Annotated in this window: 23 protein-coding genes; 11 read left to right on the forward strand and 12 right to left on the reverse strand. The window is 34.3% G+C overall.

The window, feature by feature from the left end; all coding sequences use genetic code 11:
- The first annotated feature begins 110 nt into the window (after positions 1-110).
- Positions 111-431 carry a YbaB/EbfC family nucleoid-associated protein gene (locus AC3E9W_RS08760; protein ID WP_135220238.1) on the forward strand — a complete coding sequence of 107 codons (321 nt, stop codon included), beginning with the start codon at positions 111-113 and terminating at the stop codon, positions 429-431.
- 119 nt (positions 432-550) lie between these two features.
- Here the strand turns inward: AC3E9W_RS08760 and AC3E9W_RS08765 are convergent, their stop codons facing one another.
- The gene (locus tag AC3E9W_RS08765) at positions 551-1,570 is read right to left on the reverse strand and encodes a threonine aldolase family protein (RefSeq protein ID WP_306159860.1); all 1,020 of its coding nucleotides are present in this window, start codon (positions 1,568-1,570) and stop codon (positions 551-553) included.
- 151 nt (positions 1,571-1,721) lie between these two features.
- On the opposite strand from AC3E9W_RS08765, the gene prfB reads away from it, so the two are divergent.
- From prfB to hemN, 8 genes are all read left to right on the forward strand, one after another.
- Positions 1,722-2,820 (forward strand): peptide chain release factor 2 gene (prfB, locus tag AC3E9W_RS08770; protein WP_306159858.1). Its coding sequence is split into 2 segments (ribosomal slippage): positions 1,722-1,784 and positions 1,786-2,820, totalling 1,098 coding nucleotides; the frame shifts between segments, so codons are not numbered across the junction.
- A 70-nt stretch (positions 2,821-2,890) separates the two neighbouring features.
- Positions 2,891-3,337: a peptide-methionine (R)-S-oxide reductase MsrB gene (gene msrB, locus AC3E9W_RS08775; RefSeq protein WP_488768083.1), complete on the forward strand. Its 447-nt coding sequence runs from the start codon at positions 2,891-2,893 to the stop codon at positions 3,335-3,337.
- Between the two features lie 289 nt (positions 3,338-3,626).
- Positions 3,627-4,625 carry a UDP-3-O-(3-hydroxymyristoyl)glucosamine N-acyltransferase gene (gene lpxD / locus AC3E9W_RS08780; protein WP_306159853.1) on the forward strand — a complete coding sequence of 333 codons (999 nt, stop codon included), beginning with the start codon at positions 3,627-3,629 and terminating at the stop codon, positions 4,623-4,625.
- Positions 4,626-4,750: 125 nt separating this feature from the next.
- Positions 4,751-6,379 (forward strand): acyl-CoA carboxylase subunit beta, encoded by a 1,629-nt coding sequence (locus AC3E9W_RS08785; RefSeq protein ID WP_488768084.1) that lies wholly within the window; start codon positions 4,751-4,753, stop codon positions 6,377-6,379.
- Between the two features lie 122 nt (positions 6,380-6,501).
- Positions 6,502-6,924 (forward strand): DoxX family protein, encoded by a 423-nt coding sequence (locus AC3E9W_RS08790; protein ID WP_488768085.1) that lies wholly within the window; start codon positions 6,502-6,504, stop codon positions 6,922-6,924.
- Between the two features lie 97 nt (positions 6,925-7,021).
- Positions 7,022-7,372 (forward strand): hypothetical protein, encoded by a 351-nt coding sequence (locus AC3E9W_RS08795; RefSeq protein WP_488768086.1) that lies wholly within the window; start codon positions 7,022-7,024, stop codon positions 7,370-7,372.
- 106 nt (positions 7,373-7,478) lie between these two features.
- Entirely contained in the window at positions 7,479-7,955 is a 477-nt protein-coding gene (locus tag AC3E9W_RS08800; RefSeq protein WP_488768087.1) for a hypothetical protein, read from the forward strand.
- A 119-nt stretch (positions 7,956-8,074) separates the two neighbouring features.
- A complete protein-coding gene (gene hemN / locus AC3E9W_RS08805; protein WP_488768088.1) occupies positions 8,075-9,439 on the forward strand; it encodes an oxygen-independent coproporphyrinogen III oxidase in 1,365 nt (454 codons plus the stop codon).
- Positions 9,440-9,463: 24 nt separating this feature from the next.
- Here hemN and AC3E9W_RS08810 read toward each other — a convergent pair whose 3' ends face one another.
- The 8 genes from AC3E9W_RS08810 to AC3E9W_RS08845 form a co-directional block, all read right to left on the reverse strand.
- Positions 9,464-10,165 carry a sulfite exporter TauE/SafE family protein gene (locus tag AC3E9W_RS08810; RefSeq protein WP_488768089.1) on the reverse strand — a complete coding sequence of 234 codons (702 nt, stop codon included), beginning with the start codon at positions 10,163-10,165 and terminating at the stop codon, positions 9,464-9,466.
- Positions 10,166-10,171: 6 nt separating this feature from the next.
- Positions 10,172-10,621: a FixH family protein gene (locus tag AC3E9W_RS08815; RefSeq protein ID WP_488768090.1), complete on the reverse strand. Its 450-nt coding sequence runs from the start codon at positions 10,619-10,621 to the stop codon at positions 10,172-10,174.
- A gap of 11 nt (positions 10,622-10,632) precedes the next feature.
- On the reverse strand, positions 10,633-12,051 hold the full coding sequence (ccoG, locus tag AC3E9W_RS08820) for a cytochrome c oxidase accessory protein CcoG (protein ID WP_306159840.1): 1,419 nt from the start codon (positions 12,049-12,051) through the stop codon (positions 10,633-10,635).
- A 10-nt stretch (positions 12,052-12,061) separates the two neighbouring features.
- Positions 12,062-12,997: a cbb3-type cytochrome c oxidase N-terminal domain-containing protein gene (locus AC3E9W_RS08825; protein WP_488768091.1), complete on the reverse strand. Its 936-nt coding sequence runs from the start codon at positions 12,995-12,997 to the stop codon at positions 12,062-12,064.
- A gap of 2 nt (positions 12,998-12,999) precedes the next feature.
- A complete protein-coding gene (locus tag AC3E9W_RS08830) occupies positions 13,000-13,194 on the reverse strand; it encodes a cbb3-type cytochrome oxidase subunit 3 (protein ID WP_306159836.1) in 195 nt (64 codons plus the stop codon).
- 7 nt (positions 13,195-13,201) lie between these two features.
- On the reverse strand, positions 13,202-15,388 hold the full coding sequence (gene ccoN, locus AC3E9W_RS08835; protein WP_456897445.1) for a cytochrome-c oxidase, cbb3-type subunit I: 2,187 nt from the start codon (positions 15,386-15,388) through the stop codon (positions 13,202-13,204).
- 2 nt (positions 15,389-15,390) lie between these two features.
- The gene (gene ccoS / locus AC3E9W_RS08840; RefSeq protein ID WP_095930917.1) at positions 15,391-15,582 is read right to left on the reverse strand and encodes a cbb3-type cytochrome oxidase assembly protein CcoS; all 192 of its coding nucleotides are present in this window, start codon (positions 15,580-15,582) and stop codon (positions 15,391-15,393) included.
- 118 nt (positions 15,583-15,700) lie between these two features.
- Positions 15,701-18,085 carry a heavy metal translocating P-type ATPase gene (locus tag AC3E9W_RS08845; RefSeq protein ID WP_488768092.1) on the reverse strand — a complete coding sequence of 795 codons (2,385 nt, stop codon included), beginning with the start codon at positions 18,083-18,085 and terminating at the stop codon, positions 15,701-15,703.
- Between the two features lie 202 nt (positions 18,086-18,287).
- Between AC3E9W_RS08845 and AC3E9W_RS08850 the strand changes: the two genes are divergently transcribed.
- Entirely contained in the window at positions 18,288-18,971 is a 684-nt protein-coding gene (locus AC3E9W_RS08850; RefSeq protein ID WP_456897441.1) for a Crp/Fnr family transcriptional regulator, read from the forward strand.
- Here AC3E9W_RS08850 and mazG read toward each other — a convergent pair.
- The 3 genes from mazG to def form a co-directional block, all read right to left on the reverse strand.
- Entirely contained in the window at positions 18,968-19,738 is a 771-nt protein-coding gene (gene mazG, locus AC3E9W_RS08855) for a nucleoside triphosphate pyrophosphohydrolase (protein ID WP_125719529.1), read from the reverse strand. The two genes, AC3E9W_RS08850 and mazG, sit on opposite strands and share 4 nt — an antisense overlap.
- A 97-nt stretch (positions 19,739-19,835) precedes the next feature.
- Positions 19,836-20,336, reverse strand: a complete 501-nt coding sequence (locus AC3E9W_RS08860; RefSeq protein ID WP_488768093.1) for a DUF5606 family protein — start codon at positions 20,334-20,336, stop codon at positions 19,836-19,838.
- Between the two features lie 61 nt (positions 20,337-20,397).
- Positions 20,398-20,988: a peptide deformylase gene (gene def / locus AC3E9W_RS08865; protein WP_125719525.1), complete on the reverse strand. Its 591-nt coding sequence runs from the start codon at positions 20,986-20,988 to the stop codon at positions 20,398-20,400.
- Between the two features lie 201 nt (positions 20,989-21,189).
- Between def and AC3E9W_RS08870 the strand changes: the two genes are divergently transcribed.
- The gene (locus AC3E9W_RS08870; protein ID WP_456897438.1) at positions 21,190-23,412 is read left to right on the forward strand and encodes an FUSC family protein; all 2,223 of its coding nucleotides are present in this window, start codon (positions 21,190-21,192) and stop codon (positions 23,410-23,412) included.
- Positions 23,413-23,443: the final 31 nt, after the last annotated feature.

The following is a 23,443-nucleotide window of genomic DNA, read 5'->3' on the forward strand; positions in this document are numbered from 1 at the left end:
AAAATAGCACAAACCCAACAGAACAGAATTAATTTTTTCTTAAATTATTCTATTGAATTCACACAGCAATATAGTAATTTTGTGTGAAATAATTTAAAAAATCAACAAAAATGGATTTAATGGGAATGATGGGTAAACTTAAAGAGACCCAGCAAAAAATTGAAGATACAAAAAAGCGTCTTGATACTGTTTTGATTGATGAACAAAGCGCTGACGGATTATTAAAAGTTACTATTACAGCTAGTCGAAAAATAAAATCAATTTCTGTTGACGATTCTTTATTAGAAGATAAAGAGCAGTTAGAAGATTACCTAATAGTAACTTTAAACAAAGCCATAGAAAAAGCTACAAATGTAAACGAAAGAGAATTAGATGCTGTAGCAAGAATGGATATGCCTTCTATTCCTGGAATGGATAATCTTTTTAAATAAGGTTCAAAGAGACAAAGTTACAAAGGGACAAAGGCTATCTACATGATTAACCTTTGTCCCTTACTTTTTTAATATACTCTCCTTTGTCTCTTTGAACCTCTGTTACTTTGTCACTTTGATCAAAACTTCGAAAGCGTCTCCAACACATAAGTATGCATTACTTCTTTGTAATCTAAATGTGTTACGATACGAAGTTTATTGTGCCCTAAAGAACTTATCAGTATATTTTTCTGTTTTAATTTCTCGATTAACAATTGGTCACTGTAGCCTTCTGCAAGCGAAAAAATCAAAATATTAGTTTCTACAGGCTCTATTGATGCGATCCAAGGTTTTGTGCTTAAGATTTTGGCGATTTCTTTCGCTCTGCGATGATCTTCTGCCAATCTTTCGATATTATGAGCCAAAGCATATAATCCGGCAGCAGCTAAATACCCAACCTGACGCATTCCTCCACCTAATATCTTTCTGATTCTCAACGCTCTGTGAATATCAGCTTTACTTCCAAGAAGCACAGAACCAATTGGAGCTCCTAACCCTTTAGACAAGCAAACCGAAATAGTATCGAAAATTGCTCCAAATTCCCTCGGATTCTGTCTTTTAGCTACTAAAGCATTCCAAATTCTAGCCCCATCTAAGTGAAACTTCAAATTATTGGCGTCGCAAACTTTTTTTATTTCTCTTAAATCTTCTAATTCGTAGCATGCGCCGCCTCCTTTATTAGTTGTGTTTTCTACACAAACCAAACTTGTAAGCGGACTATGATAAAATTCAGGATCATTTATCGCTGCTTTGACTTGTGCGGCTGTTATCATTCCACGATTCCCATCAATCAGACAGCAGGAAACACCGCTGTTAAAAGAAACTCCTCCTCCTTCATAATGATAAACATGCGCATATTTATCGGCTATTAATTGTTCTCCAGGCTGTGTATGAAGTTTAATTGCAGTTTGGTTTGCCATAGTTCCAGACGGAAAGAAAAGACCAGCTTCCATACCAAAAAACTCTGCTGTTCTGTTTTCCAATTCAATCACCGTTGGGTCCTGTTTGTATACATCATCGCCGACATGGGCGTTAAACATATACTGCAGCATTTCATAAGTAGGCTTTGTTATGGTATCGCTGATTAAATTTATTTCCATATTCTAAAAACTATATCTTATTTTTGTATGCAAAATTACGTATTACAAATAGTTATTCTTGGCAAGTTTAATAAAATTTAACTCGCTCGTTTCTATAGACCAAATTAACGTAATAATTCTAAAAAACATATAAAAACCTATTAATTAATTTATGACAACAGCCGAACAAGTAAAAGGTATTGTGGAGCGCCTTGGTGCGTTGAGGAGGTATCTTTGACGTCGATGCTAAACTAATCGAAATTGCAAACGAAGAAGAAAAAACGTTTGCTCCTGATTTTTGGAACAATCCAAAAGAAGCAGAGCTTATTGTAAAAAATCTTCGAAACAAGAAAAAATGGATTGAAGATTATGACAAAGCTGCAACTCTTACAGAAGAATTACAGCTTGCTTATGATTTTTATAAAGAAGGCGAACTTACTGTAGAGGAGTTAGACGAGCAATACGACCTAGCTCAGACTCATATAGAAAACATCGAATTTAAAAACATGCTTTCTGATGAAGCTGACAGTTTAAGTGCTGTCGTTCAGATTACTGCTGGTGCCGGCGGAACAGAAAGCTGTGACTGGGCAGGAATGCTGATGCGTATGTACATGATGTGGGGAGAAAGTTATGGTTATAAAATTAAAGAACTTAACTTTCAAGAAGGCGACGTTGCAGGAATTAAAACCGTAACTTTAGAATTTGAAGGAGATTATTCTTTCGGATACTTAAAAGGAGAAAACGGTGTTCACCGTTTGGTTCGTATTTCACCATTTGACAGTAACGCTAAGCGCCACACTTCTTTCGTTTCTGTTTACGTTTATCCGTTGGTAGATGATAGTATCGAAATCGACATTAACCCTGCCGATATCGAAATTACAACTTCTCGTTCGAGCGGTGCTGGAGGACAGAACGTAAATAAGGTAGAAACTAAAGTTCAGTTAGTTCACAAACCCACTGGAATTCAGATTCAGTGTTCTGAGACACGTTCTCAGCAAGACAACAGACAGCGCGCTATGCAAATGCTTCGTTCTCAATTGTATGAAATTGAGTTGAAGAAACAGCAAGCGCAACGTGCCGATATCGAAGCTGGAAAAATGAAAATTGAATGGGGTTCACAAATTCGTAATTATGTGATGCAACCTTATAAATTGGTTAAGGATGTTCGCACAGGATACGAAACCAGCGATGTTGACGGCGTAATGAACGGAAATATTGACGCTTTCCTAAAAGCCTATCTAATGATGATGGGACAGAAGGAAGAGGAATAGTGTTCAGTCGCAGTTTGCAGTCAACTTGAAATCTGAAACTTGAAACTTTTTTAAACAAAAAACAAAAGTTATGATAAAATGGGCAGATGTAATTCATTTTACAAATAAAGGAAATCCGACTCCAGACAAAAAAGTGGAGAAAACGGAGGAAGAATGGAAACAGTTATTGACTCCAGAAGAATTTCAGGTAACTCGCTTAAAAGGCACCGAAAGATCTTTCAGCTCTGAAATGTGCAGTTTATTTGAACCAGGAATTTACGAATGCAAATGCTGCGGAACGTTATTATTTGATGCCAACGAAAAATTCGAATCTGGTACGGGATGGCCTTCTTTTACACAGCCTGTAAAAGAAAATGCAATTGGCTACTATGCCGATAAATCTCACGGAATGATTCGTGTTGAGGTGGTTTGCAATACTTGCGATTCTCACTTGGGACATATTTTTCCTGATGGTCCTCCACCAAGCGGTTTGCGTTATTGCATTAATGCATTGTCTTTATCTAAGGTCAAACAGTAAAAAAACAAATATTTCAAAAGCGATTCCTTTTTAAGTGAATCGCTTTTTTTTATTCCTAATAATCAAATACTTACCAATATCTCTTCCTAATTATGCTTTAATTTGTCAGGAAATAAATATTAAAGAACGCACAAAAATTAAAAGAAACTCATTAATTTAATATACAAAAAGTTAATTTTTCAATATTACAGCCGTTATTTTAAATATATCTCAAAAAAGCATTAGGTTATTAAAATCAAATTCATTTTATTTGGCAAAAATTAAACCTTAAATCTACTTAATTCATTAAATGAAATCCTATTCAATTCACGAGATTAACGAAATAATCAATGGCGTAATTTATGGCGCTACTTCTCAATATATTACAGCCACAGAACAACTTGAAAAAGCTAGCATTTCAGAAATTTCGTTTATAGGAAACAAAAAATATGAAAAATACTGGTCGGCCTCAAATGCTTCAGTAGCTGTTGTTAACGAAGACATTTCTATAGAACCAGGTGAAAATCGCGCTTTTATTAAAGTAAAAAATGCCGATCTGGCCATGTCACAAATTTTAACCCTTTTTGCTCCTCCAGCCCCTATCTTCCATTCAAACATTCATAAAACCGCTACTGTAGACGAAACTGCTATTATTGGCGAAGGTGCTAAAATTGGCGCTGGCTGCTATATCGGTCCAAAAGTTGAAATTGGCGCTGGAGCAATACTTTATCCTAATGTGACCATTTTAGACGAATGCACCATCGGGAGAAATACAACTATCTGGTCTGGTACGGTTATACGCGAGCGTTGTCATATCGGGAACGATTGTATAATTCATCCTAATGCTACTATTGGAGCAGATGGCTTTGGGTTTCGACCTTGTTCAGAAAAAGGTTTGGTTAAAATTCCGCAAATAGGAAATGTTATTATTGGCAATTGTGTTGAAATTGGTGCCAATACTTGTATTGATCGAGGAAAATTTAGTTCAACAGTTCTTGGCGATGGATGCAAAATAGACAATCTAGTTCAAATTGGCCACAATAGTAAACTAGGTAAATTTTGCATAATGGCTGGAAACAGTGGTCTTGCCGGATCAGTAACCCTTGGTAACGGCGTAATTATTGGCGGAAGTGCCTCAATAAAAGATCACACCACTATTGGCGATGGCGCAACAATTGGTGCTGGTTCTGGTGTTGTAGGAGATGTTCCTTCAGGCAAAACTATGCTCGGATATCCAGCTGTAGAAGCCCGTGATGCTTTAAAACAATGGGCGCTGTTAAAACAAATGGTTTGTCTTTCTAAAAAATAAATATGAGCTTTTGAGTTGCTGAGCTTCTAAGTTATTTAGGAGCTAAGAAACTTAGAAGCTTAAGAGTTTATTTCAACAGATTTTGTAAATTAGCCAACACTATTTTATAAAATCAATACTTTATTATGGATTTAAACTTCAATAAAAACGAAGATCACAATAAATTACTTCTTTCTGAATTAAAACAAAAATTTGCTAAAGTAAAATTGGGCGGAGGAGAAAAACGAATCGAAAAACTCCATGCCGAAGGCAAAATGACCGCCCGCGAAAGAATTGCTTATTTATTGGATGAAAATTCTAAAAGTATTGAAATTGGCGGTTTCGCAGGTGAAGGAATGTATCCAGAACACGGTGGTTGTCCTTCAGGAGGTGTCGTTGTAAAAATTGGTTACATTAAAGGCAAACAATGCATTGTTGTGGCCAATGATGCAACTGTTAAAGCTGGAGCATGGTTCCCTATAACGGGAAAGAAAAACCTTCGCGCTCAGGAAATCGCAATGGAAAACCGACTTCCTATTATTTATCTTGTAGACAGTGCAGGAGTTTATCTGCCAATGCAGGATGAAATTTTTCCAGATAAAGAACATTTCGGACGCATTTTTAGAAACAACGCTCAAATGAGCAGCATGGGAATTACTCAAATCGCTGCCGTTATGGGTAGCTGCGTTGCGGGAGGTGCTTATCTTCCTATAATGAGCGATGAAGTTCTTATTGTTGACAAAACAGGAAGTATTTTCCTTGCCGGAAGTTATCTGGTAAAAGCCGCAATTGGAGAAACTATCGACAATGAAACTTTAGGCGGCGCGACAACCCACTGTGAAATTTCAGGAGTTACCGACTACAAAGCCAAAGATGACAAAGATGCTTTAGATAAAATTAAAAATATTGTAGATAAAATTGGTGATTTTGATAAAGCAGGTTACAGCAGAATCAAAGCCGAAAAACCAGCTTTAGAACCAAATGATATTTACGGAATACTCCCAAAAGCCAGAACCGAACAATATGATATGATGGAAATCATCAAACGTTTGGTCGACAATTCAGAATTTGAAGCATATAAAGAAGGTTACGGACAATCTTTAATTACAGGTTACGCCAGAATTGATGGCTGGGCAGTGGGAATTATTGCCAACCAAAGAAAAGTGGTAAAAACCAAAAAAGGCGAAATGCAATTCGGTGGCGTTATTTATTCTGACAGCGCCGATAAAGCCACTCGATTTATTGCCAATTGCAATCAGAAAAAGATTCCATTAGTCTTTTTACAAGACGTTACAGGTTTTATGGTAGGTTCAAAATCTGAACATGGCGGTATTATAAAAGATGGTGCCAAAATGGTAAATGCGGTCAGCAATTCTGTTGTTCCGAAATTCACCGTTATTGTTGGAAATTCATACGGAGCTGGAAATTACGCCATGTGCGGAAAAGCGTATGATCCTAGATTAATTTTTGCTTGGCCAAGCGCGGAACTTGCCGTAATGGGCGGAACTCAAGCTGCAAAAGTTTTAGCGCAAATTGAAGCTTCTTCGCTTAAAGCGAAAGGAGAAAAAGTCGATGAAGAGAAAGAAACTGAGCTTTTCAATAAAATAAAAGCACGATACGATGAGCAGACTTCTCCGTATTACGCTGCTTCAAGACTTTGGACAGACGCCATCATTGATCCGTTAGAAACCCGTAATTGGATTTCTATGGGAATCGAAGCTGCCAACCACGCTCCTATTCAAAAACCATTTAACCTGGGAGTTATTCAAGTTTAGTGATTTCAGAATTCTCAAAAACAAGTTAAATAAAAAGCAAAAAACTTATTTTCAAGGTGTTAAAAATAATTATCTGATTAAAAATTAGTAACTTAGTACATAATTTTTAATCACACAACATCATGGAAAATGTAAAAAGTTTGAATAAATGGGCAAATTCGCACACTTATTTACCAGTTGATTTAGTACGTATTGTTTTGGGTGGATTTTTATTTATGAAAGGTGTCTCTTTCGTCACCAATATTCAATACTTGCATGATTTGATTTCCCCGATTGACAAGTTTGGCGGAGGTATGTTTATGCTGCATTACATTGCTCCAGCCCACATGATTGGTGGTATAATGATTATTTTTGGTCTCTTAACAAGATGGGCAATAGCTGTTCAATTACCAATTTTATTCGGTGCCGTTCTTATAAATTTCATGGGACAAATGCATTCCGAAAGTTTAATTTTAGCATTAATCGTTTTGTTTGTCTGCATATTCTTTCTGTTTTATGGAAGCGGCAAACACTCTGCAGACTATTATTTTAAAATGCAACAATAGCCTCATAAGTCCCCAGTTTAACTGAGGACTTTTTTTTGAGTGTTAATTAATCCTTTAAAATTTCTTTAATTGCGTTTTATGGCTTAAATTCGCCGACATGAATTGGATTCGTAAAACCGTTATTTTTATTGCGCTTTTAATTGCAGGTTTGTTTGCTTATCAAGCAGACCAAGCTTCTGTGCGCTTAATTGAGACGGAAAAATCAGACACCAATTTCTGTAAAGATATTCCCGATTCATCGGCATTTATCCAGCCACAGGGAAATTATCAGTTTGCCGCAAACATCAAAACAAATCCGACTGGAGGAATAATAAAATGTTTTGACACCCTTTTACCGCTGATACCACAGCATCAAACTATTACAACTGTTACAGCATATACTAAACTCTTTACAACTCAATGTAAAAAGGTTTCAGTCATACTCTATGCTTTCCATTTTTTCTGGTAAATATATACCTGATTTTATTTAGAAGATTCATTCTTCAGTAATCACTTAGCCGTTTTCATTCAGAAAACTGTTTTGCATATCATTTATTTATTTCATTAAAAACATTATGGAAACTACTACCACAATTATGGGTATTGTGATTCTAATTATAGTCGCTATCCCAGTATATTTTTCTGCACGTTCATCTGCAGCAAGCAAATCAAGAATTTTAAACATCAAGAAAAGATTCAATCCAAATCATCCAGAAGAATTTGATTTGACAGAATCGATCAATAATAAAACCTTAACGATTGATCAAAAAAATAACAAGTTCATTTTAATGAATTTCAATCCAAATCAACAAGAATCAAATTATGTGGATTTAAATACAATTGCATCATGCAAATTAATTCCAACAACAGATGCTGGTTCTGATACAATTATTAAAATTGATTTTGAATTTCAAGAAAAAGGAACTTCTAAAAAAATAATAATTCCATTCTATGATTTTGATGACGATCGCATCAAGCAAATTAGCGTTTATCAAGATCATCAGTTTGCGAAAAAATGGCTTAAAATCATCCAAGATTCTATATCACGTTAGTTATTTAATTCAATAAAAGAGGCTCATTTTGGGTCTCTTTTTTTTACAAGTTATATGACATTTGTCATTTTATGTCTTAGCCTGAAGTTTTAATTTTGATGAAAACTAAATCCGTCGTTATGAAAATTTCTTTGACTCAAAAATACAACGTCCCAGGTCCAAGATATACTAGTTATCCGACAGTTCCATATTGGAATGAAGCTGACTTTACAGCAGAAAAATGGATTACTACTCTACAACAGTCATTTTCTGAAAGCAATTCAAAAAACGGAATCAGTTTATACATTCACCTGCCTTTTTGCGAAAGCATGTGTACTTTCTGCGGATGCAATAAGCGTATAACCAAAAATCATTCAGTAGAAGAAAAATATATTCAGGCGGTTCTGAAAGAATGGACTATGTATTGTAACGTTCTGCCTGAAAAACCAATAATTAAAGAAATACATTTGGGCGGAGGAACTCCTACATTTTTTTCTAAAGAAAACTTAGAAAACCTTATTAACGGAATTTTTGATCATGCCGTAAAAGCAGAAAATCATGAATTTAGTTTTGAAGGACATCCAAATAATACTACTTACGAACAGCTTAAAAAATTATATGATTTAGGATTTCGTCGTGTAAGTTTTGGTGTTCAGGATTATTCTGCTACGGTTCAAAAGGCCATTAATAGAATACAGCCTTTTCATAATGTGGCTAAAGTAACATTTTGGGCAAAAGAAATTGGCTATACTTCTATTGGACACGATATTATCTTTGGACTTCCATTTCAAACCATAGAAGATGTAATTGATACGGTTGAGAAAACAAATTCATTAAAACCAGATCGATTAGCTTTTTACAGCTATGCACACGTTCCTTGGATAAAAGGAAACGGACAACGCGGCTTTAATGAAGAAAACCTTCCAAAAGATGCCGAAAAAAGAAAACTATACGAGACTGGCAAAAAACTGCTTATCCAAAACGGTTATCATGAAATTGGTATGGATCATTTTGCCTTGACTGAAGATAGCTTATACAAAGCCGCTCACAACGGAAATTTACACCGAAATTTTATGGGCTATAGTGCTTCTAAAACACAAGTTATGATTGGTCTTGGCGTTTCCTCCATAAGTGACAGCTGGTACAGCTTTGCTCAAAATACAAAAAGTCTTGAGGAATATTATGATATTTTAGAAGCAGATCAACTTCCTGTTGTAAAAGGCCACATTTTAAATGACGAAGACCTTATCATTAGAAAACACATTCTTAATTTAACTTGCGAATTAGAAACATCCTGGAGTGCAGAATCACTAAATTTTAGTGAACTTCCTGAAGTTTTAATTGCTTTAAAAGAAATCGAAAACGATAATTTAATTATTATTGAAAGTAATAAAATCAAAATTACAGAAGAAGGAAGACCTTTTGTACGTAATATTTGTATGGCTTTTGATTTGCATTTAAAAAGAAAGTCACCGGAAACAAATCTGTTTTCGATGACTGTCTAGGGTTAGCTAGTTTTGAATTATTTCTTAATGGCAGTTTGGAGTCTGCTGCACAAACAAACTCATGTTAGAAGGAGAAATATAAGGAATTCCCAATCCCAATCCGCGAAGGATAAATAAAACTCCAATTATAACCGCTACATACGGAATGGCTTTTTGTATTTTATTTCGAAATGGCAATCGCAATAATGTATTCACATAAACAACTATAGTCATCAAAGGAATAGTTCCGATTCCGAATAAAAGCATATACAGAATACCGTAACCTGCACTTTGCATCGCAATTGCTCCAAACAAAGCAACATACACCATTCCACATGGCAAAAATCCGTTTAACAAACCAATTGTAAAAAGAGATTTGTAACTTTTATTCTTAAACTGGCTTCCAAGATTGGTTTTAATCTTAGAAATGATTTTATAAACAGGTTTAGAAAAATTATACTGAGCAAATTTCTTTTCTGGAATCAAAACCACAATAATCATAATTACACCAATAATTATGGACATTTTCTGCTGCAATCCTGCAAGAAAAAAACCTCTTCCGAGTAAACCAAAAATCAGTCCGATTGTAGCATAAGCTGTTAATCGGCCGAGATGATACGTCATAATCTGCGTTACTTTTTTAGCTTCATTTTGTCTGTCTACAGGAAGCATCATAGCAATTGGCCCGCACATTCCAACGCAATGCAGACTGCTAATTAAACCTAAAAAGAAAGCTGAGAATAACATTTTATTTTAGTTTACGTATATAACTTCTTTAGTAAGATATTTTTTGCCTTCATACTGCCATTCCATATTAACATCCCATCGTCCTTTTAATAATTTTTTTTGCGGAATAATTATTTCTGAATTGGTTAATGCAATTTGAGTATTAAAGTCAAACTTTTTATTGGAAGGTCTATATAATTGAATATTGCCCTTCACTTTATCGCTTTCAAATCCTGCTGGAAAAATTACAGCAACACCGTCTTCTGTATATTTGATTGTTGGTTTATGCTGTAAATCATGCGCATTTTGAATCCTCGCCATTTCTTCCTGAAAATGAGTATCGTGTTTGTAGTATTCTTCGACAACCAAATCGTTATCATATTTAGAATTTGACTGTACTTCAAAAACGAAATATAAAATAAATGTCATAAACAATCCGAATGCAATGACAATACCAGTACCCCAATTAAATTTCATGATAGTATATTTTAATTAAAACTTCGTGGTCCTAAGAAATTTGTTGTTGTTGTTTCCAGAAGTTCAGAACCGTTATAAACTCCTATTTTTAATTTTGTTTTATCACTTTCCAATAATACCTCATCGATTTCAATAAACAATGTTCCTTGAGAAATTCCTTCTTTAGCAATTTTAAAATGTTTCTTTCCAACATTTTTAATTTCGCCTTTGTGATCCATTAATTCGAAATGAATATCATTGTAATCCTTCATTGTTTTGTTTACAATTTTATAGGTGTAGACATTGCTGATTTTTTCTCCATTATGCTGGAACAACTGACCTGGCAAACGTAAAACTACTGCCTGAACATTTGTTCTCAAGAAAAGCATTCCAACAAAAACACTCAATAAAATAAAGAGAACTGCCGTATAACCTTTCATTCTTGCTGTAAATTTAAAAGGCTCTTTTTTAGCAATTTCGTCCTCAGAAGCGTATCGAATAAGACCTTTTGGCAATCCTACAGATTCCATAATATGATCACATTCATCTATACAGGCTGTACAGTTTGTACATTCTAATTGTGTTCCGTTTCTAATATCAATTCCCATAGGGCAAACGTGAACACATTGAAGACAATCAATACAATCTCCTTTACCTGTTAATGCTCGATCTTCTTTTTTATTGAATTTTGCACGGCCTTCCTCTTTTTCACCGCGAACAAAGTCGTACGCAACATTTATAGATTTATTATCTAAAAGTACTCCTTGCAATCTTCCGTACGGACAAGCAATTATACAAACCTGTTCGCGAAACCATACAAAAACAAAATAGAAAACACCCGTAAATATAAGCAATGCTATAAAGTTGCTTGCCTGCTTTATAGGTCCCTGCTCAATCATTAAGAATAATGTATCGCTTCCTACCAAATAAGCTAAAAAGACATTCGCAATAAGGAAAGAGATTAAGAAGAAGATAATCCATTTGGTTACTCTCTTTCTAATTTTCTCGGCATTCCATTCCTGCCTTGCTAAACGAGTCTGAGAACCGCGGTCTCCATCAATCCAATATTCTATTCGACGGAAAACCATTTCGAGAAAAATAGTCTGCGGACAGATCCAGCCACAAAAAATCCTTCCAAAAACAACAGTAAATAAAAGTATAAATACAACGCCGATAAGCATTGAAATTACGAAGAGATAAAAATCCTGAGGCCAAAAAGGAAATCCAAAAATATTAAAACGACGTTCCATAATATTGAACATCATAAATTGGTTTCCATTTATTTTGATAAAGGGATTTATGAATAAAATTGCCAATAAAACATAGCTGACAATTTTCCTGTAATCATAAAATTTACCAGACGGTTTTTTAGGAAATATAAATTTTCGTTTACCACCTTCATCTATTGTTCCAATGGTATTTCTAAAAGCTTCGTCTGGTAAATTTGACATGATATTCTAATTATTTTTTAACTTCTGTGGTATCTTTTGCAGTTGCGGCAGCATCGGTTTTAGTAGCACTATCGTCTACCCAAACGTCTCCTTCTGCTTCCTTCGGATCTTTAGGGTTACTTCCTTGTAAAGACAGAATATAACTAGCCACTTTTTGTATTTCTTTTGGTTTTAGGGTTCCTTTCCAAGCAATCATCCCTTTACCATCTCTACCACCGTTTGTAATAGTATGGAAAAGATTTTTAATTCCTCCTCCTAAAATCCATTTATCATCTGTAAGATTTGGTCCAATCTGACCTCCCGCATCAGCACGGTGACAAGCGGCACAATTGGTAGTAAAGATTGTTTTACCTTCATCTAAACTTGGTGTATCCTTTAGTAAAACAACCGTTTTTTCATCCATTAAATCTGGTGCTGTTTTCATGTATTCAGCAACATCAATTTTTGCTTGAGCCAATTCTTTTTTCAGCTCCATTTCCTGATCATCAGCACCTAGAACATCATAACGAATAACATAAATTACTCCAAATATGATACAGATGTAGAACAGATATACCCACCAAGGCGGTAAATTATTATCTAACTCTTTGATTCCGTCATAATCATGATCCATCAACAAATCGCCTTCTTTTTCAATTGGTTCCGTTTTTGTCAATTTATGCATTAGGTTTTTAAACCAAGTGCTTTCTTTGAAACTTAAACTTTCCTCAAGTTCTTTTTGTGCTTTTTCTTCAGGTGTCAGCAACTGATACATTACTCTATTTACAGCACTAAGCGTAATTTCGATAGCAATCAGAATAAACAAAAAGACAAATAAAAACAGTGCTACCATTGGGTATTTTACAAAAGCTGGCTTGTCGCCTGAATCTATAAAATATTCCATCAAAGCAAATACGATGAAGAAAATCAACGGTACTCTAACATATACTGGGAAAAACTTTTTCATTTTTATCTATCTTTTGTAATTATACTAAGCCCTTCATCTAAAGGTATATTACTCATTTCTTGAATTTTTTCTTTTCTATAAGAGAATACCCAAATTCCTAATCCTACAAAGAATAAGAAGAAAATTAAGAGGGAAATTATCGGGTAAATTTCTATACCCGATATCGTTTCCATATTGTGTTTTATTTGTTCAAACATAATGCTGTTATTTTGAAGTTTCTTTTACTTTAATATCAGTACCAAGTCTTTGAATATAAGCAATCAGCGCTACGATTTCTCTTTCGTTCATCGGAATGAATTTCTCGCCTTTTGCTGTAGCTTTTTTACGACTGTCTTCATAACTCTTCACAAAATCAGGATCGCTTTCTAAGTTTTTTTCAATTTTAACTGCCTGCTCTCTTAAAGTTTTCTGTGCATTTGCAACATCTTCAGGAGAATATGGCACACCTAATGAAATCATTGCCTGCATTTTCTTCTGTGTCAAAGAAGTATCCATTGGCTTGTTGTCAAATAACCATTTATAACCTGGCATAATCGATCCTGCAGATGTACTTTGCGGATTCCACATGTGGTTAAAGTGCCAGTTGTCATTATATTTACCACCTACTCTTAATAAATCTGGACCTGTACGTTTTGATCCCCATAAGAATGGATGATCATAAACAAACTCTCCTGCTTTTGACTGAACTCCATAACGTTCCACTTCACTTCTAAATGGACGAACTGACTGAGAGTGACATCCAACGCAACCTTCTCTAATATATAAATCACGTCCTTCAAGTTCTAGCGGTGTATATGGTTTTACGCTTGAAATAGTTGGAATATTTGATTTTACCATAATTGTTGGCACAATCTGAATAATACCTCCAATTAAAATTGCGATTGTAGCTAAAATGGTTAATTGAATTGGTTTTCTTTCTAACCATGAGTGGAATTTCTCTCCACTTAATCTACTGCTTTTTATTGTTTGTAAAGCTGGAGCCTGAGCCAATTCATCTTCGATAGTCTGCCCTGCTTTTACAGTCTTAATTATGTTGTAAACTAATGTTAGCATACCTATTAGGTATAAACTACCTCCAATAGCTCTCATCCAATACATTGGCATAATAGCTGTTACCGTTTCAAGGAAGTTTCCATAAGTTAAGGTACCATCTGGATTAAATTGTTTCCACATAGAAGCTTGTTGGAAACCAGCCACATATAATGGGATTGTATATACAATAATACCTAAAGTACCAATCCAGAAATGGAAGTTTGCTAATTTTTTAGAGAATAGCTCCGATTTTGTCATTCTTGGAATCAACCAATAAATAATACCAAATGACATAAAACCATTCCAAGCTAAAGCTCCTACGTGTACGTGAGCTACGATCCAGTCCGTATAGTGCGCAATGGCATTTACATTTTTTAAAGACAACATTGGACCTTCAAAAGTTGCCATACCATAACCTGTAATAGCTACTACAAAGAATTTTAAAACTGGTTCTTCACGAACTTTATCCCAAGCACCTCTTAAAGTAAGAAGACCATTGATCATACCTCCCCAAGATGGAGCAATTAGCATAACTGAGAATGCAACTCCTAAGTTCTGTGCCCAGTTTGGTAGAGCAGAATATAATAAGTGGTGTGGCCCTGCCCAGATATAAATAAAGATTAAAGACCAAAAGTGAATAATAGATAATCTATAAGAGTATACAGGTCTGTTTGCAATTTTTGGAACGAAATAATACATCAATCCCAAGAAAGGAGTTGTAAGGAAGAATGCCACCGCATTATGCCCGTACCACCATTGCACAAGTGCATCTTGAACTCCCGCATAGACAGAATAACTTTTTAAAGCCGAAACTGGAATTTCAATATTATTAAAGATATGCAGTACTGCTACCGTTACAAATGTTGCCAAATAAAACCAGATTGCAACATATAAGTGACGTTCTCTACGACGCAACATTGTACCAATCATATTAATTCCCATTACAACCCAAATTAAAGCGATTGCAATGTCAATTGGCCACTCTAGCTCTGCATATTCTTTAGAAGAAGTATAACCTAACGGAAGTGTAATTGCGGCGGCTACGATAATTAACTGCCATCCCCAGAAATGAAGATTACTAAGAAAATCACTAAACATTCTGGCTTTTAGCAATCTTTGCAGCGAGTAGTACATGCCGGCAAAAAAGGCATTACCCACAAAGGCAAAAATAACTGCATTGGTGTGTAAAGGTCTTAAACGGCCATAACTAAGCCACGAAATCCCATCTGTCATGTTGGGAAAAAGGTACATTACCGCTAAGGTAAGTCCCACTAACATACCCACAACCCCAAAGAGTATTGTGGCGTAAATGAATTTTTTTACAATTTTGTTGTCGTAATAAAACTGTTCCATTTCCATAATTATACTTGTTTTTCTTCGATTGGTGAATTATTATTTTGGGAATTAATTTTGGTTTCGTCATCGAAAAGAATTCTGACTGAAGGCGTATAATCATCATCATACTGTCCAGATTTGACAGCTGCGATAAAGGCAATAAAGAAACAGATTGCCACAAAAATACTTACTGAAATTAATAGATAAATAACACTCATACCTTAGATTTATATTAACAAAATTACTTCGTTAAGGGCGCATAAAATATGATAATTATCATAAACAAAAAGATATGTTAAATTTATAAAAAATATCTTATGATACAATTTAAATTCATTATAAATTTCTGTTGCTGAAATAGTTAGACATAACAGTAACAAAGCTCACAATTGTAATTGTACTCAATGGCATGATGATAGCTGCGACTAATGGAAGCAGATTTCCCGTAACTGCAAATGCAAGCCCAACGACGTTGTACAGCAATGACAATCCAAAGCTCATTTTTATAATCGAAATAGCTTTATGAGAAAGTTTTAAAAAGTAATTAAGGCGTGAAAACTCTGAAGCATCTAAAATTGCATCACAGGCAGGCGAAAAGACATTTACATTTTCTGATATAGAAATACCAACATTACTTTGCGCTAAAGCACCCGCATCATTCAGTCCATCACCTACCATCATTACGTTCTGGCCTTTTTCTTGAAGTTTTTTGATGTATTCCAATTTTTGCTCTGGTTTTTGATTGAATATCAATTCGGTTCCTTTTGGCAAAATCGCTTCTAGATTTGATCTTTCTCCATCATTATCACCAGAAAGCACTTTGATATTATAATCTTTACTCAGATTTTCAAAAAGCTTTTCTAAACCTTCTCTATATTGATTTTGAAAAGTATATTTACCGAAGTAAACTTCTCCTATTTTAATATGCAACGCTGTTTTTTCAATTTCCGAACCATCTAGAACTATATCATTGACAAACTGTCCAGAACCAATTTTAATTTCTTTGCCTTCAGCAGTTGCTAAAATCCCTTTTCCAGTAATTTCTTGAAAATTATCTACAGCAATACGTTTAGCTTCTGGAAGAAAATCATAAAGCATTCGGCTTAAAGGATGGTTTGATCCTCGCAATACATTTTTAATCCATGTAATATCTTTATCTGAAATAGGAATTCCTTCGTACATTATATTGGATTTTTTATTAGTCGTGATTGTTCCTGTTTTATCAAAAACAATAGTATCGACTTTGGCAAGCTGTTCTATTACGATGGCGTTTTTTAAATAAAATTTCTTTTTACCCAAAATTCGCAATATGTTTCCAAAAGTAAACGGTGCAGTAAGCGCCAAAGCACACGGACAAGCCACAATTAATACCGCTGTAAAAACATTAAAAGCGGTATTAGCATCAATAAAAATCCAATAACCGAAACCAGCAAATGCAATTAGTAATAAAATCGGAGTAAAATATCGGCTTATCGCGTCTGTTATGGTTTTGTGTTTCTGATCTACTTTTTTCTGAAAAATTTCGTTACTCCATAACTGCGTTAAATAACTCTGCGAAACCGAATGCAAAACTTCCATTTCGATTACTTTGCCAATCTGCTTTCCTCCTGCAAATACTTTATCTCCAGATTTTTTGGTAATCGGCACTGCTTCTCCTGTTACAAAACTATAATCTATTTCTGCGCTTTCGCTAATTAAAATTCCATCAACAGGTATCAGTTCCTGATTTCTGATTAACAATCGGTCTCCTTTTAAAACATCATAAATGGCAACGTTTTCTTCTGAAGCGTCTTTATTTATTTTGGTAACGGCGATTGGGAAATAAGATTTAAAATCTCTTTCGAAACTTAAAAAACTATAGGTTTTAATCTGAAACATTTTACCAAGTAGCATAAAAAACACTAAACTGGCCAAACTGTCAAAAAACCCTGGACCATGATCCATAACCATATCATAAGTGCTTCGGATAAACATCACAATTATTCCTAAAGCAATCGGAACATCGATATTAAGCATTCTGGTCCTAATGCTGTGATAAGCAGAAATATAATAGCCACTCGCTGAGTATAAGAAACTTGGTAATGCTAAAAGAAAAATGAGTAACCTGAAAAACGGTTTGTAGCTATCGAGCCAAAATTCTTTCATTTCAAAATACTCTGGAAATGAAAGCAACATAATATTTCCGAAACAAAAAAATGCAACACCTAATTTATAGGTTAGACTTCTATCTATTTTTGCTTTTTCGGTTCCGTAATTTTCTAAACTAATATAAGGTTCATAGCCTATTGAACTTAAGAGATAAGCGATTTCTTTTAAAGAAACTACATCCGAATTAAAGGTAATTCTAACTCTTTTATCGTGGAAATTAACTTGAGAAGTACTGATTCCGGGCTGAAGTCGATTTAAGTTTTCTAATATCCAGATACAAGAACTGCAATGGATGTGTGGAATATTCAGCGAAACAATTGAAGTATTTCCTTCCTGAAATTCTAAAATTTTTGAAAGTATGGCTTCGTTTTCTAAAAAGTCATATTTTCCTTTAATGTCTTGCGGTGTGGCTCCCGGAGACTTTTCAAAATCATAATAAGAAGTAAGATCGTTGCTGCTGAAAATTTCGTAAACCGTTTTACATCCTGTGCAACAAAACTTCTTATCGTCAAAATCAATTTCTTCATTTTGTTCAATAGATAAACCACAATGAAAACAACTTTGCTCCCTCATAAACTTGTTTTTATATGCCGCAAATTTCCAATTAAAGCACAATTATTAAGATGATAATTGTCATGTAATTTTGAAATTGAATTCTAATTTACTAAAAATAAAAAGCTGAAATTTAAGCCAATTCTAATTTATAATAATTTTACGATATAATAATGGCTAAAAACCTTAAATATGCTTATTTTTGCAGCAAACAACTATTGTCATGAACAAATGTGATCAATGCATAGTACGCCAGCTAAGTTCTTTAAAAGCACTTAATAAAGACGAAGTTATTAAATTGGCCAGCAGTAAAACCTCTTACAAAATTAAAAAGGGTGAAGCCATTTTTGAAGAAGGCGAAGTGACTAATGGAGTTTTCTGCATAAAAGATGGTGTTGGTAAGCTTTCTAAACTGAGTGCAAACGGAAAAGATCAAATTGTAAAATTGGTAAAATCTGGTGAACTTCTAGGACAGCGTTCTATGATTAGCAACGAACCGGCAAACTTAACTGCAAAAGCGATTGCCGACATGGAGGTTTGTTTTATTCCTAAAACAGAAATCATTAATTTCTTCAACAACAACAATCAGTTTTCTTTGAATCTGATGCAGTCTGTATGCGAAGATCTGAAAGAATCTGAAAACGAAAAAATAGCTTTAGTTCAAAAAACTGTAAAACAAAGACTTGCCGAAACGCTACTGCACCTGCATGATGAATTTGGCGAAGACACGGATAAAACGCTTAAAGTACAATTGACAAGAGAAGAACTTGCCGGCATTATTGGTACTGCTACAGAAAGCTGTATTCGTCTGTTATCTGATTTTAATAAATTGGGATTAATCGAATTAGTCGGTAAAAAAATTATGCTTAAAGACGTTCGTGCTTTAAAGAAATTAGCCGACAACTAGAGTTTTTTGGCTTCGTTCCAGAAAACATCCATTTCTGTTAGTGTCATATCCATTAATGGTTTTCCTAATTCATTTGCTTTACTTTCTAAATACTGAAAGCGTTTAATAAACTTTTTATTGGTTCTTTCTAAAGCATCTTCTGGATTTACATTTAAAAATCTTGCATAATTAATCATAGAGAACAGCACGTCTCCAAACTCGTCTTCAATTTTATCTTGATTTCCTGTTTTTACTTCGTCTTGTAATTCTTGTAATTCTTCTTGCACTTTGTCCCAAACTTGATGAGGTTCTTCCCAGTCAAAGCCCACACCTTTTACTTTGTCTTGAATTCTGCTTGCTTTAACCAAAGCTGGAAGACTTCTTGGAACGCCTTCTAAAACTGATTTTTTCCCTTCTTTCAGTTTTAGTTTTTCCCAATTTTGTTTGACTTCTTCTTCATTTTCGACTTTTACATCTCCATAAATATGAGGATGACGGTGAATCAGCTTTTCGCAGATTTCATTGCACACATCAGCAATGTCAAAATCATTGGTTTCACTTCCTATTTTAGCGTAAAAAACAATATGAAGCAGTAAATCTCCCAGTTCTTTTTTAACTTCATTTAAATCATTATCCAAAATAGCATCACCCAATTCGTAGGTTTCTTCGATTGTTAGATGCCTCAACGTCTGCAGGGTCTGTTTTTTATCCCACGGGCATTGCTCACGAAGTTCGTCCATTATATTTAATAATCTTTCAAATGCTTTTAACTGGTTTTCTCTGCTCATTTTGAAGTTTCTTTTGATTTAACTCGATTCTGTAAAAGTAAAAAATCCTGTCAAGAAACCATCTCAACAGGATTTTAAATTTTGAATATGTAAAATATTATTCTTCTTTTTTAGTTGCCGCTTTTTTTGCCGGAGCTTTTTTTGCTGCTGGCGCTTTTTTCGGTTTTTCAGCAGCAGCTGGCGCGTCTTCTTTTGGTTCTTCAGCTGCAGGAGCTAAATCTGTAACCAAACCTTTTGCTTGAAGCGTGTTGTACCAGTTTAATACTTTTTTGATATCTGATGGATAAACTCTTTCTTCATCATAATCTGGAAGAATTTGTTTGAAATAAGCAGACAAAGTAGCATTATCTTCTTTGTGAGAGATAGCTTGTCCTTTATTTTCTTTAACGGCAATCTGCTGCATTACTTCAGTTAACGGTTTTTCACCTTCATAAGTATAAATCGAAATTTCAGACAATAAACTTACATTGCTTTTTAGATTTACAGTAATCTTCTTCCCATCAATTAATGATTCCGCCACAAAACCTGTACGAGTTTGTACTTTTAATTCGTATAAACCTGGTTTTCCTGAAATGGCTAAAATTTTCGTTAAATTCATTTTTATTAAAATTAGTATTAAGAATTTGATTTATTTTTTTGTTTCTAACTATTTAGAAAACTTATCTTGCTTTTTTAGCTGCGAAAAATTTCATTCTATATTCCTGAAACGTTTTTCCCTCAGTAATATTTTTCAATTTCTTTTGGATTAAACGCTTTTTTAGAGATGAGATTTTATCTGTAAACAAGATTCCTTCAATATGGTCATATTCGTGCTGGATAACCCTTGCGATTAATCCGTCAAATACTTCCGTTTTCATTACGAAATCTTCTTCACAATATTCGATTGTAACAGTTGGCTTTCTGTAAACGTCTTCACGCACATCAGGAATACTCAAACATCCTTCATTAAATCCCCACTCTTCTCCTTCTTCTTTTACGATTTTAGCATTGATAAAAGTCTTTTTAAAACCTTTCAAATCTTTTTGTTCCTCTGAAGGAAGATCCTCATCATCACTAAAAGGCGTTGTATCTATAACAAACAAACGAATTGGCAGTCCAACCTGCGGTGCTGCAAGTCCAACTCCATACGCATTGTACATCGTCTCGTACATATTTGCGATCGTTTCTTTTAGGTTTGGATATTCTGGTGTAATATCTTGCCCTACTTTTCTTAAAACAGGATCACCGTATCCTACAATTGGTAAAATCATTTGTTTTTATTTATGTTTTTATGTGCTGCAAAAACAGAATTAAAGTTCTGATATTTCAGCTGGCAAAAATAGTAAAAAATAGTCAATGAATAATTCTTATACGGTATTATATCATATTTTTTACAAGCTACTAAAAATCTCAGCTATAATTATGCCAAAATCACTCTTACAATTCTTATCTTTGTTAGTAAACCTCTCTTTATGATTGACAAAATTTCAAAATTTACAAACAGCACTTCATTTCTCAATGCCTCTAAAGTAACTATTGCTTCTGTTGTTCCTGTTTTGGTTTTAAATTTTCTAGGTCATTTTGAAATTGGTTTTACCATTGCGCTTGGTGCTTTTTATACTTATCCCAGCGATATTCCGAGTTCTCTGGGCCATAAAATAAAAGGTTTAATTGCCGCTTCTTTTATTGTTTCCGGTGTTAATCTTTTAGTAAATCTCGTTTATCCATTTCCCTTTCTGTTTTATATTTTCTTAGGTTTTCTGCTGTTTTTATGTTCTATGATTTCGGTTTACGGACAAAGAGCAACTTTAATCTCCTTCTCTGCATTATTATCAATATCTCTATCTTTTGGGCATTTGCACGAAGGTTGGGAAGCTTTTCAATATTCGGGTTTTATTTTTATTGGAGGAATTTTATACCTTATAGTATCTCTTGTTTTTCATTTTGTACAACCTTATAAATATGTAGAATTACAAATTGCTGAAGGAATTAAACTTACTGCGAAATACCTTAAATTAAGAGGTGATTTATGGAGTCCTGAAGCCAACAGAAGAGCCATTATCGAAAAACAGCTGGCCTTACAGGTTGAATTAAATCTGATTCATGAAGATTTAAGAAAAATGCTGATTGGGAATCAGAATTCGTCTGGAATTACGAGCCAGAACCGAAAAATGCTTTTGGTTTTTATTACATTGGTCGAAATTCAAGAACTTGCGCTTTATACGTCTTTTGACCATAGCAAAATTCATGAAAAATTTGCCGGACATCCCGATGTTTTAAGAACCTACCAGAATGTTGCGTATAAACTGGCTTCAACTTTAAAAAAACTTTCAAAAAATGTAAGCCATATTAGCGTTTACGTGGACAAACAGGATTTGAAAAATGAATTGGATGCTCTTGAATTTGCCATTTTTGATTACGAAAAAACATTAGGAAAGGAAGAAGCGGCAGAAGGTGTTCTGATGCTAACCAATATGCTGAAATATGCCAAAAATCAAGTTGGAAAAATCAAAACCATCCAACGTGCGCTTTCCTTGGCAATGCAGTCTTACAAACTAAAAGATAAGGACAAAGAGCTTGAAAAATTCCTTACGCCGCAATATTATCCAATTCGTACTTTAATTGAGAATCTGAGTTATTCTTCTTCTATTTTCAGGCATTCAATACGATTAACCATTACAATTCTGATTGGTTTTTTTCTCGGACAGGTATTGCCGTTTCAAAACGTATATTGGATTTTGCTGACAATTGTCGTAATCATGCGACCTGGTTATGGCTTAACTAAAGAGCGATCTTATAACAGAATGTTCGGAACTGTTTTGGGAGGAATTTTAGCCTTCGGAATCGTTTCTGTTATTCAGAATCACGTTGCGCTGAGTATCTTCTCTATTATCTGTATGCTTCTAGGAATTTCATTTACCCAAATTAACTATAAAATAAGCGCAACATTTGTTACCATGTACGTGGTGTTTATTTACGGAATTTTAACACCAGATATTAATGAGGTAATTCAATACAGAATATTAGATTCTCTTGCTGGAGCCGTTTTAGCCTTTATTGCCAATCAGTTCTTATGGCCTGCTTGGGAATTCATCAATACACCTATACATATAGAAAATTCGATTCGCGCTAATAGAAATTATCTAAAAGAAATTGCTGATTTTTATAATAAAAAAGGAGAGGTTCCAACTTCTTACCGCCTTGCAAGAAAAAATGCTTTTGTTGAAATAGGAAATCTGATGACCTCTTTTCAGCGTATGATGCAAGAACCAAAATCGAAACAAAAAACAATGCCTTTGGTTAACAAATTGGTTGTTTTAAATCACTCGCTATTATCTGCTTTAGCATCGCTATCTACTTATATTCAGTCGCATCAGACTACTTCTGCATCAGATTCTTTCAATTATATCATCAAGACCATTCTTGCCAATCTGGATCATTCTATTTCTATTTTAAGAAATGAAGTTATTATACAAGATACTTTTTTTGAAAAAGAAGATGTGACTTTACAATTTGAAGAACTTAAACGAAAACATTTTACACGTTTAGCAGAAGATGATGATCTTGATAAAGAAACGCGTCAAGCGAAAATGCAGGAAGCTCAAATGGTAATTGAACAATTGATTTGGATGAGCAATCTGGCAGAAAAAATCCTAAAAAACACAACCGACCTAAAAGCAACAAATCCAGATTAATTCATCTGGATTTGTTTTTTTTATTTAAATA

The organism is Flavobacterium sp. 38, from assembly GCF_057799715.1.

Bases quoted from the DNA above. Each gene is read 5' to 3' on its own strand.
- AC3E9W_RS08760 (WP_135220238.1), top strand. From the start codon at position 111: ATGGATTTAATGGGAATGATGGGTAAACTTAAAGAGACCCAGCAAAAA.
- AC3E9W_RS08765 (WP_306159860.1), bottom strand. From the start codon at position 1,570: ATGGAAATAAATTTAATCAGCGATACCATAACAAAGCCTACTTATGAA.
- msrB (WP_488768083.1), top strand. From the start codon at position 2,891: ATGATAAAATGGGCAGATGTAATTCATTTTACAAATAAAGGAAATCCG.
- lpxD (WP_306159853.1), top strand. From the start codon at position 3,627: ATGAAATCCTATTCAATTCACGAGATTAACGAAATAATCAATGGCGTA.
- AC3E9W_RS08785 (WP_488768084.1), top strand. From the start codon at position 4,751: ATGGATTTAAACTTCAATAAAAACGAAGATCACAATAAATTACTTCTT.
- AC3E9W_RS08790 (WP_488768085.1), top strand. From the start codon at position 6,502: ATGGAAAATGTAAAAAGTTTGAATAAATGGGCAAATTCGCACACTTAT.
- AC3E9W_RS08795 (WP_488768086.1), top strand. From the start codon at position 7,022: ATGAATTGGATTCGTAAAACCGTTATTTTTATTGCGCTTTTAATTGCA.
- AC3E9W_RS08800 (WP_488768087.1), top strand. From the start codon at position 7,479: ATGGAAACTACTACCACAATTATGGGTATTGTGATTCTAATTATAGTC.
- hemN (WP_488768088.1), top strand. From the start codon at position 8,075: ATGAAAATTTCTTTGACTCAAAAATACAACGTCCCAGGTCCAAGATAT.
- AC3E9W_RS08810 (WP_488768089.1), bottom strand. From the start codon at position 10,165: ATGTTATTCTCAGCTTTCTTTTTAGGTTTAATTAGCAGTCTGCATTGC.
- AC3E9W_RS08815 (WP_488768090.1), bottom strand. From the start codon at position 10,621: ATGAAATTTAATTGGGGTACTGGTATTGTCATTGCATTCGGATTGTTT.
- ccoG (WP_306159840.1), bottom strand. From the start codon at position 12,051: ATGTCAAATTTACCAGACGAAGCTTTTAGAAATACCATTGGAACAATA.
- AC3E9W_RS08825 (WP_488768091.1), bottom strand. From the start codon at position 12,997: ATGAAAAAGTTTTTCCCAGTATATGTTAGAGTACCGTTGATTTTCTTC.
- AC3E9W_RS08830 (WP_306159836.1), bottom strand. From the start codon at position 13,194: ATGTTTGAACAAATAAAACACAATATGGAAACGATATCGGGTATAGAA.
- ccoN (WP_456897445.1), bottom strand. From the start codon at position 15,388: ATGGAAATGGAACAGTTTTATTACGACAACAAAATTGTAAAAAAATTC.
- ccoS (WP_095930917.1), bottom strand. From the start codon at position 15,582: ATGAGTGTTATTTATCTATTAATTTCAGTAAGTATTTTTGTGGCAATC.
- AC3E9W_RS08845 (WP_488768092.1), bottom strand. From the start codon at position 18,085: ATGAGGGAGCAAAGTTGTTTTCATTGTGGTTTATCTATTGAACAAAAT.
- AC3E9W_RS08850 (WP_456897441.1), top strand. From the start codon at position 18,288: ATGAACAAATGTGATCAATGCATAGTACGCCAGCTAAGTTCTTTAAAA.
- mazG (WP_125719529.1), bottom strand. From the start codon at position 19,738: ATGAGCAGAGAAAACCAGTTAAAAGCATTTGAAAGATTATTAAATATA.
- AC3E9W_RS08860 (WP_488768093.1), bottom strand. From the start codon at position 20,336: ATGAATTTAACGAAAATTTTAGCCATTTCAGGAAAACCAGGTTTATAC.
- def (WP_125719525.1), bottom strand. From the start codon at position 20,988: ATGATTTTACCAATTGTAGGATACGGTGATCCTGTTTTAAGAAAAGTA.
- AC3E9W_RS08870 (WP_456897438.1), top strand. From the start codon at position 21,190: ATGATTGACAAAATTTCAAAATTTACAAACAGCACTTCATTTCTCAAT.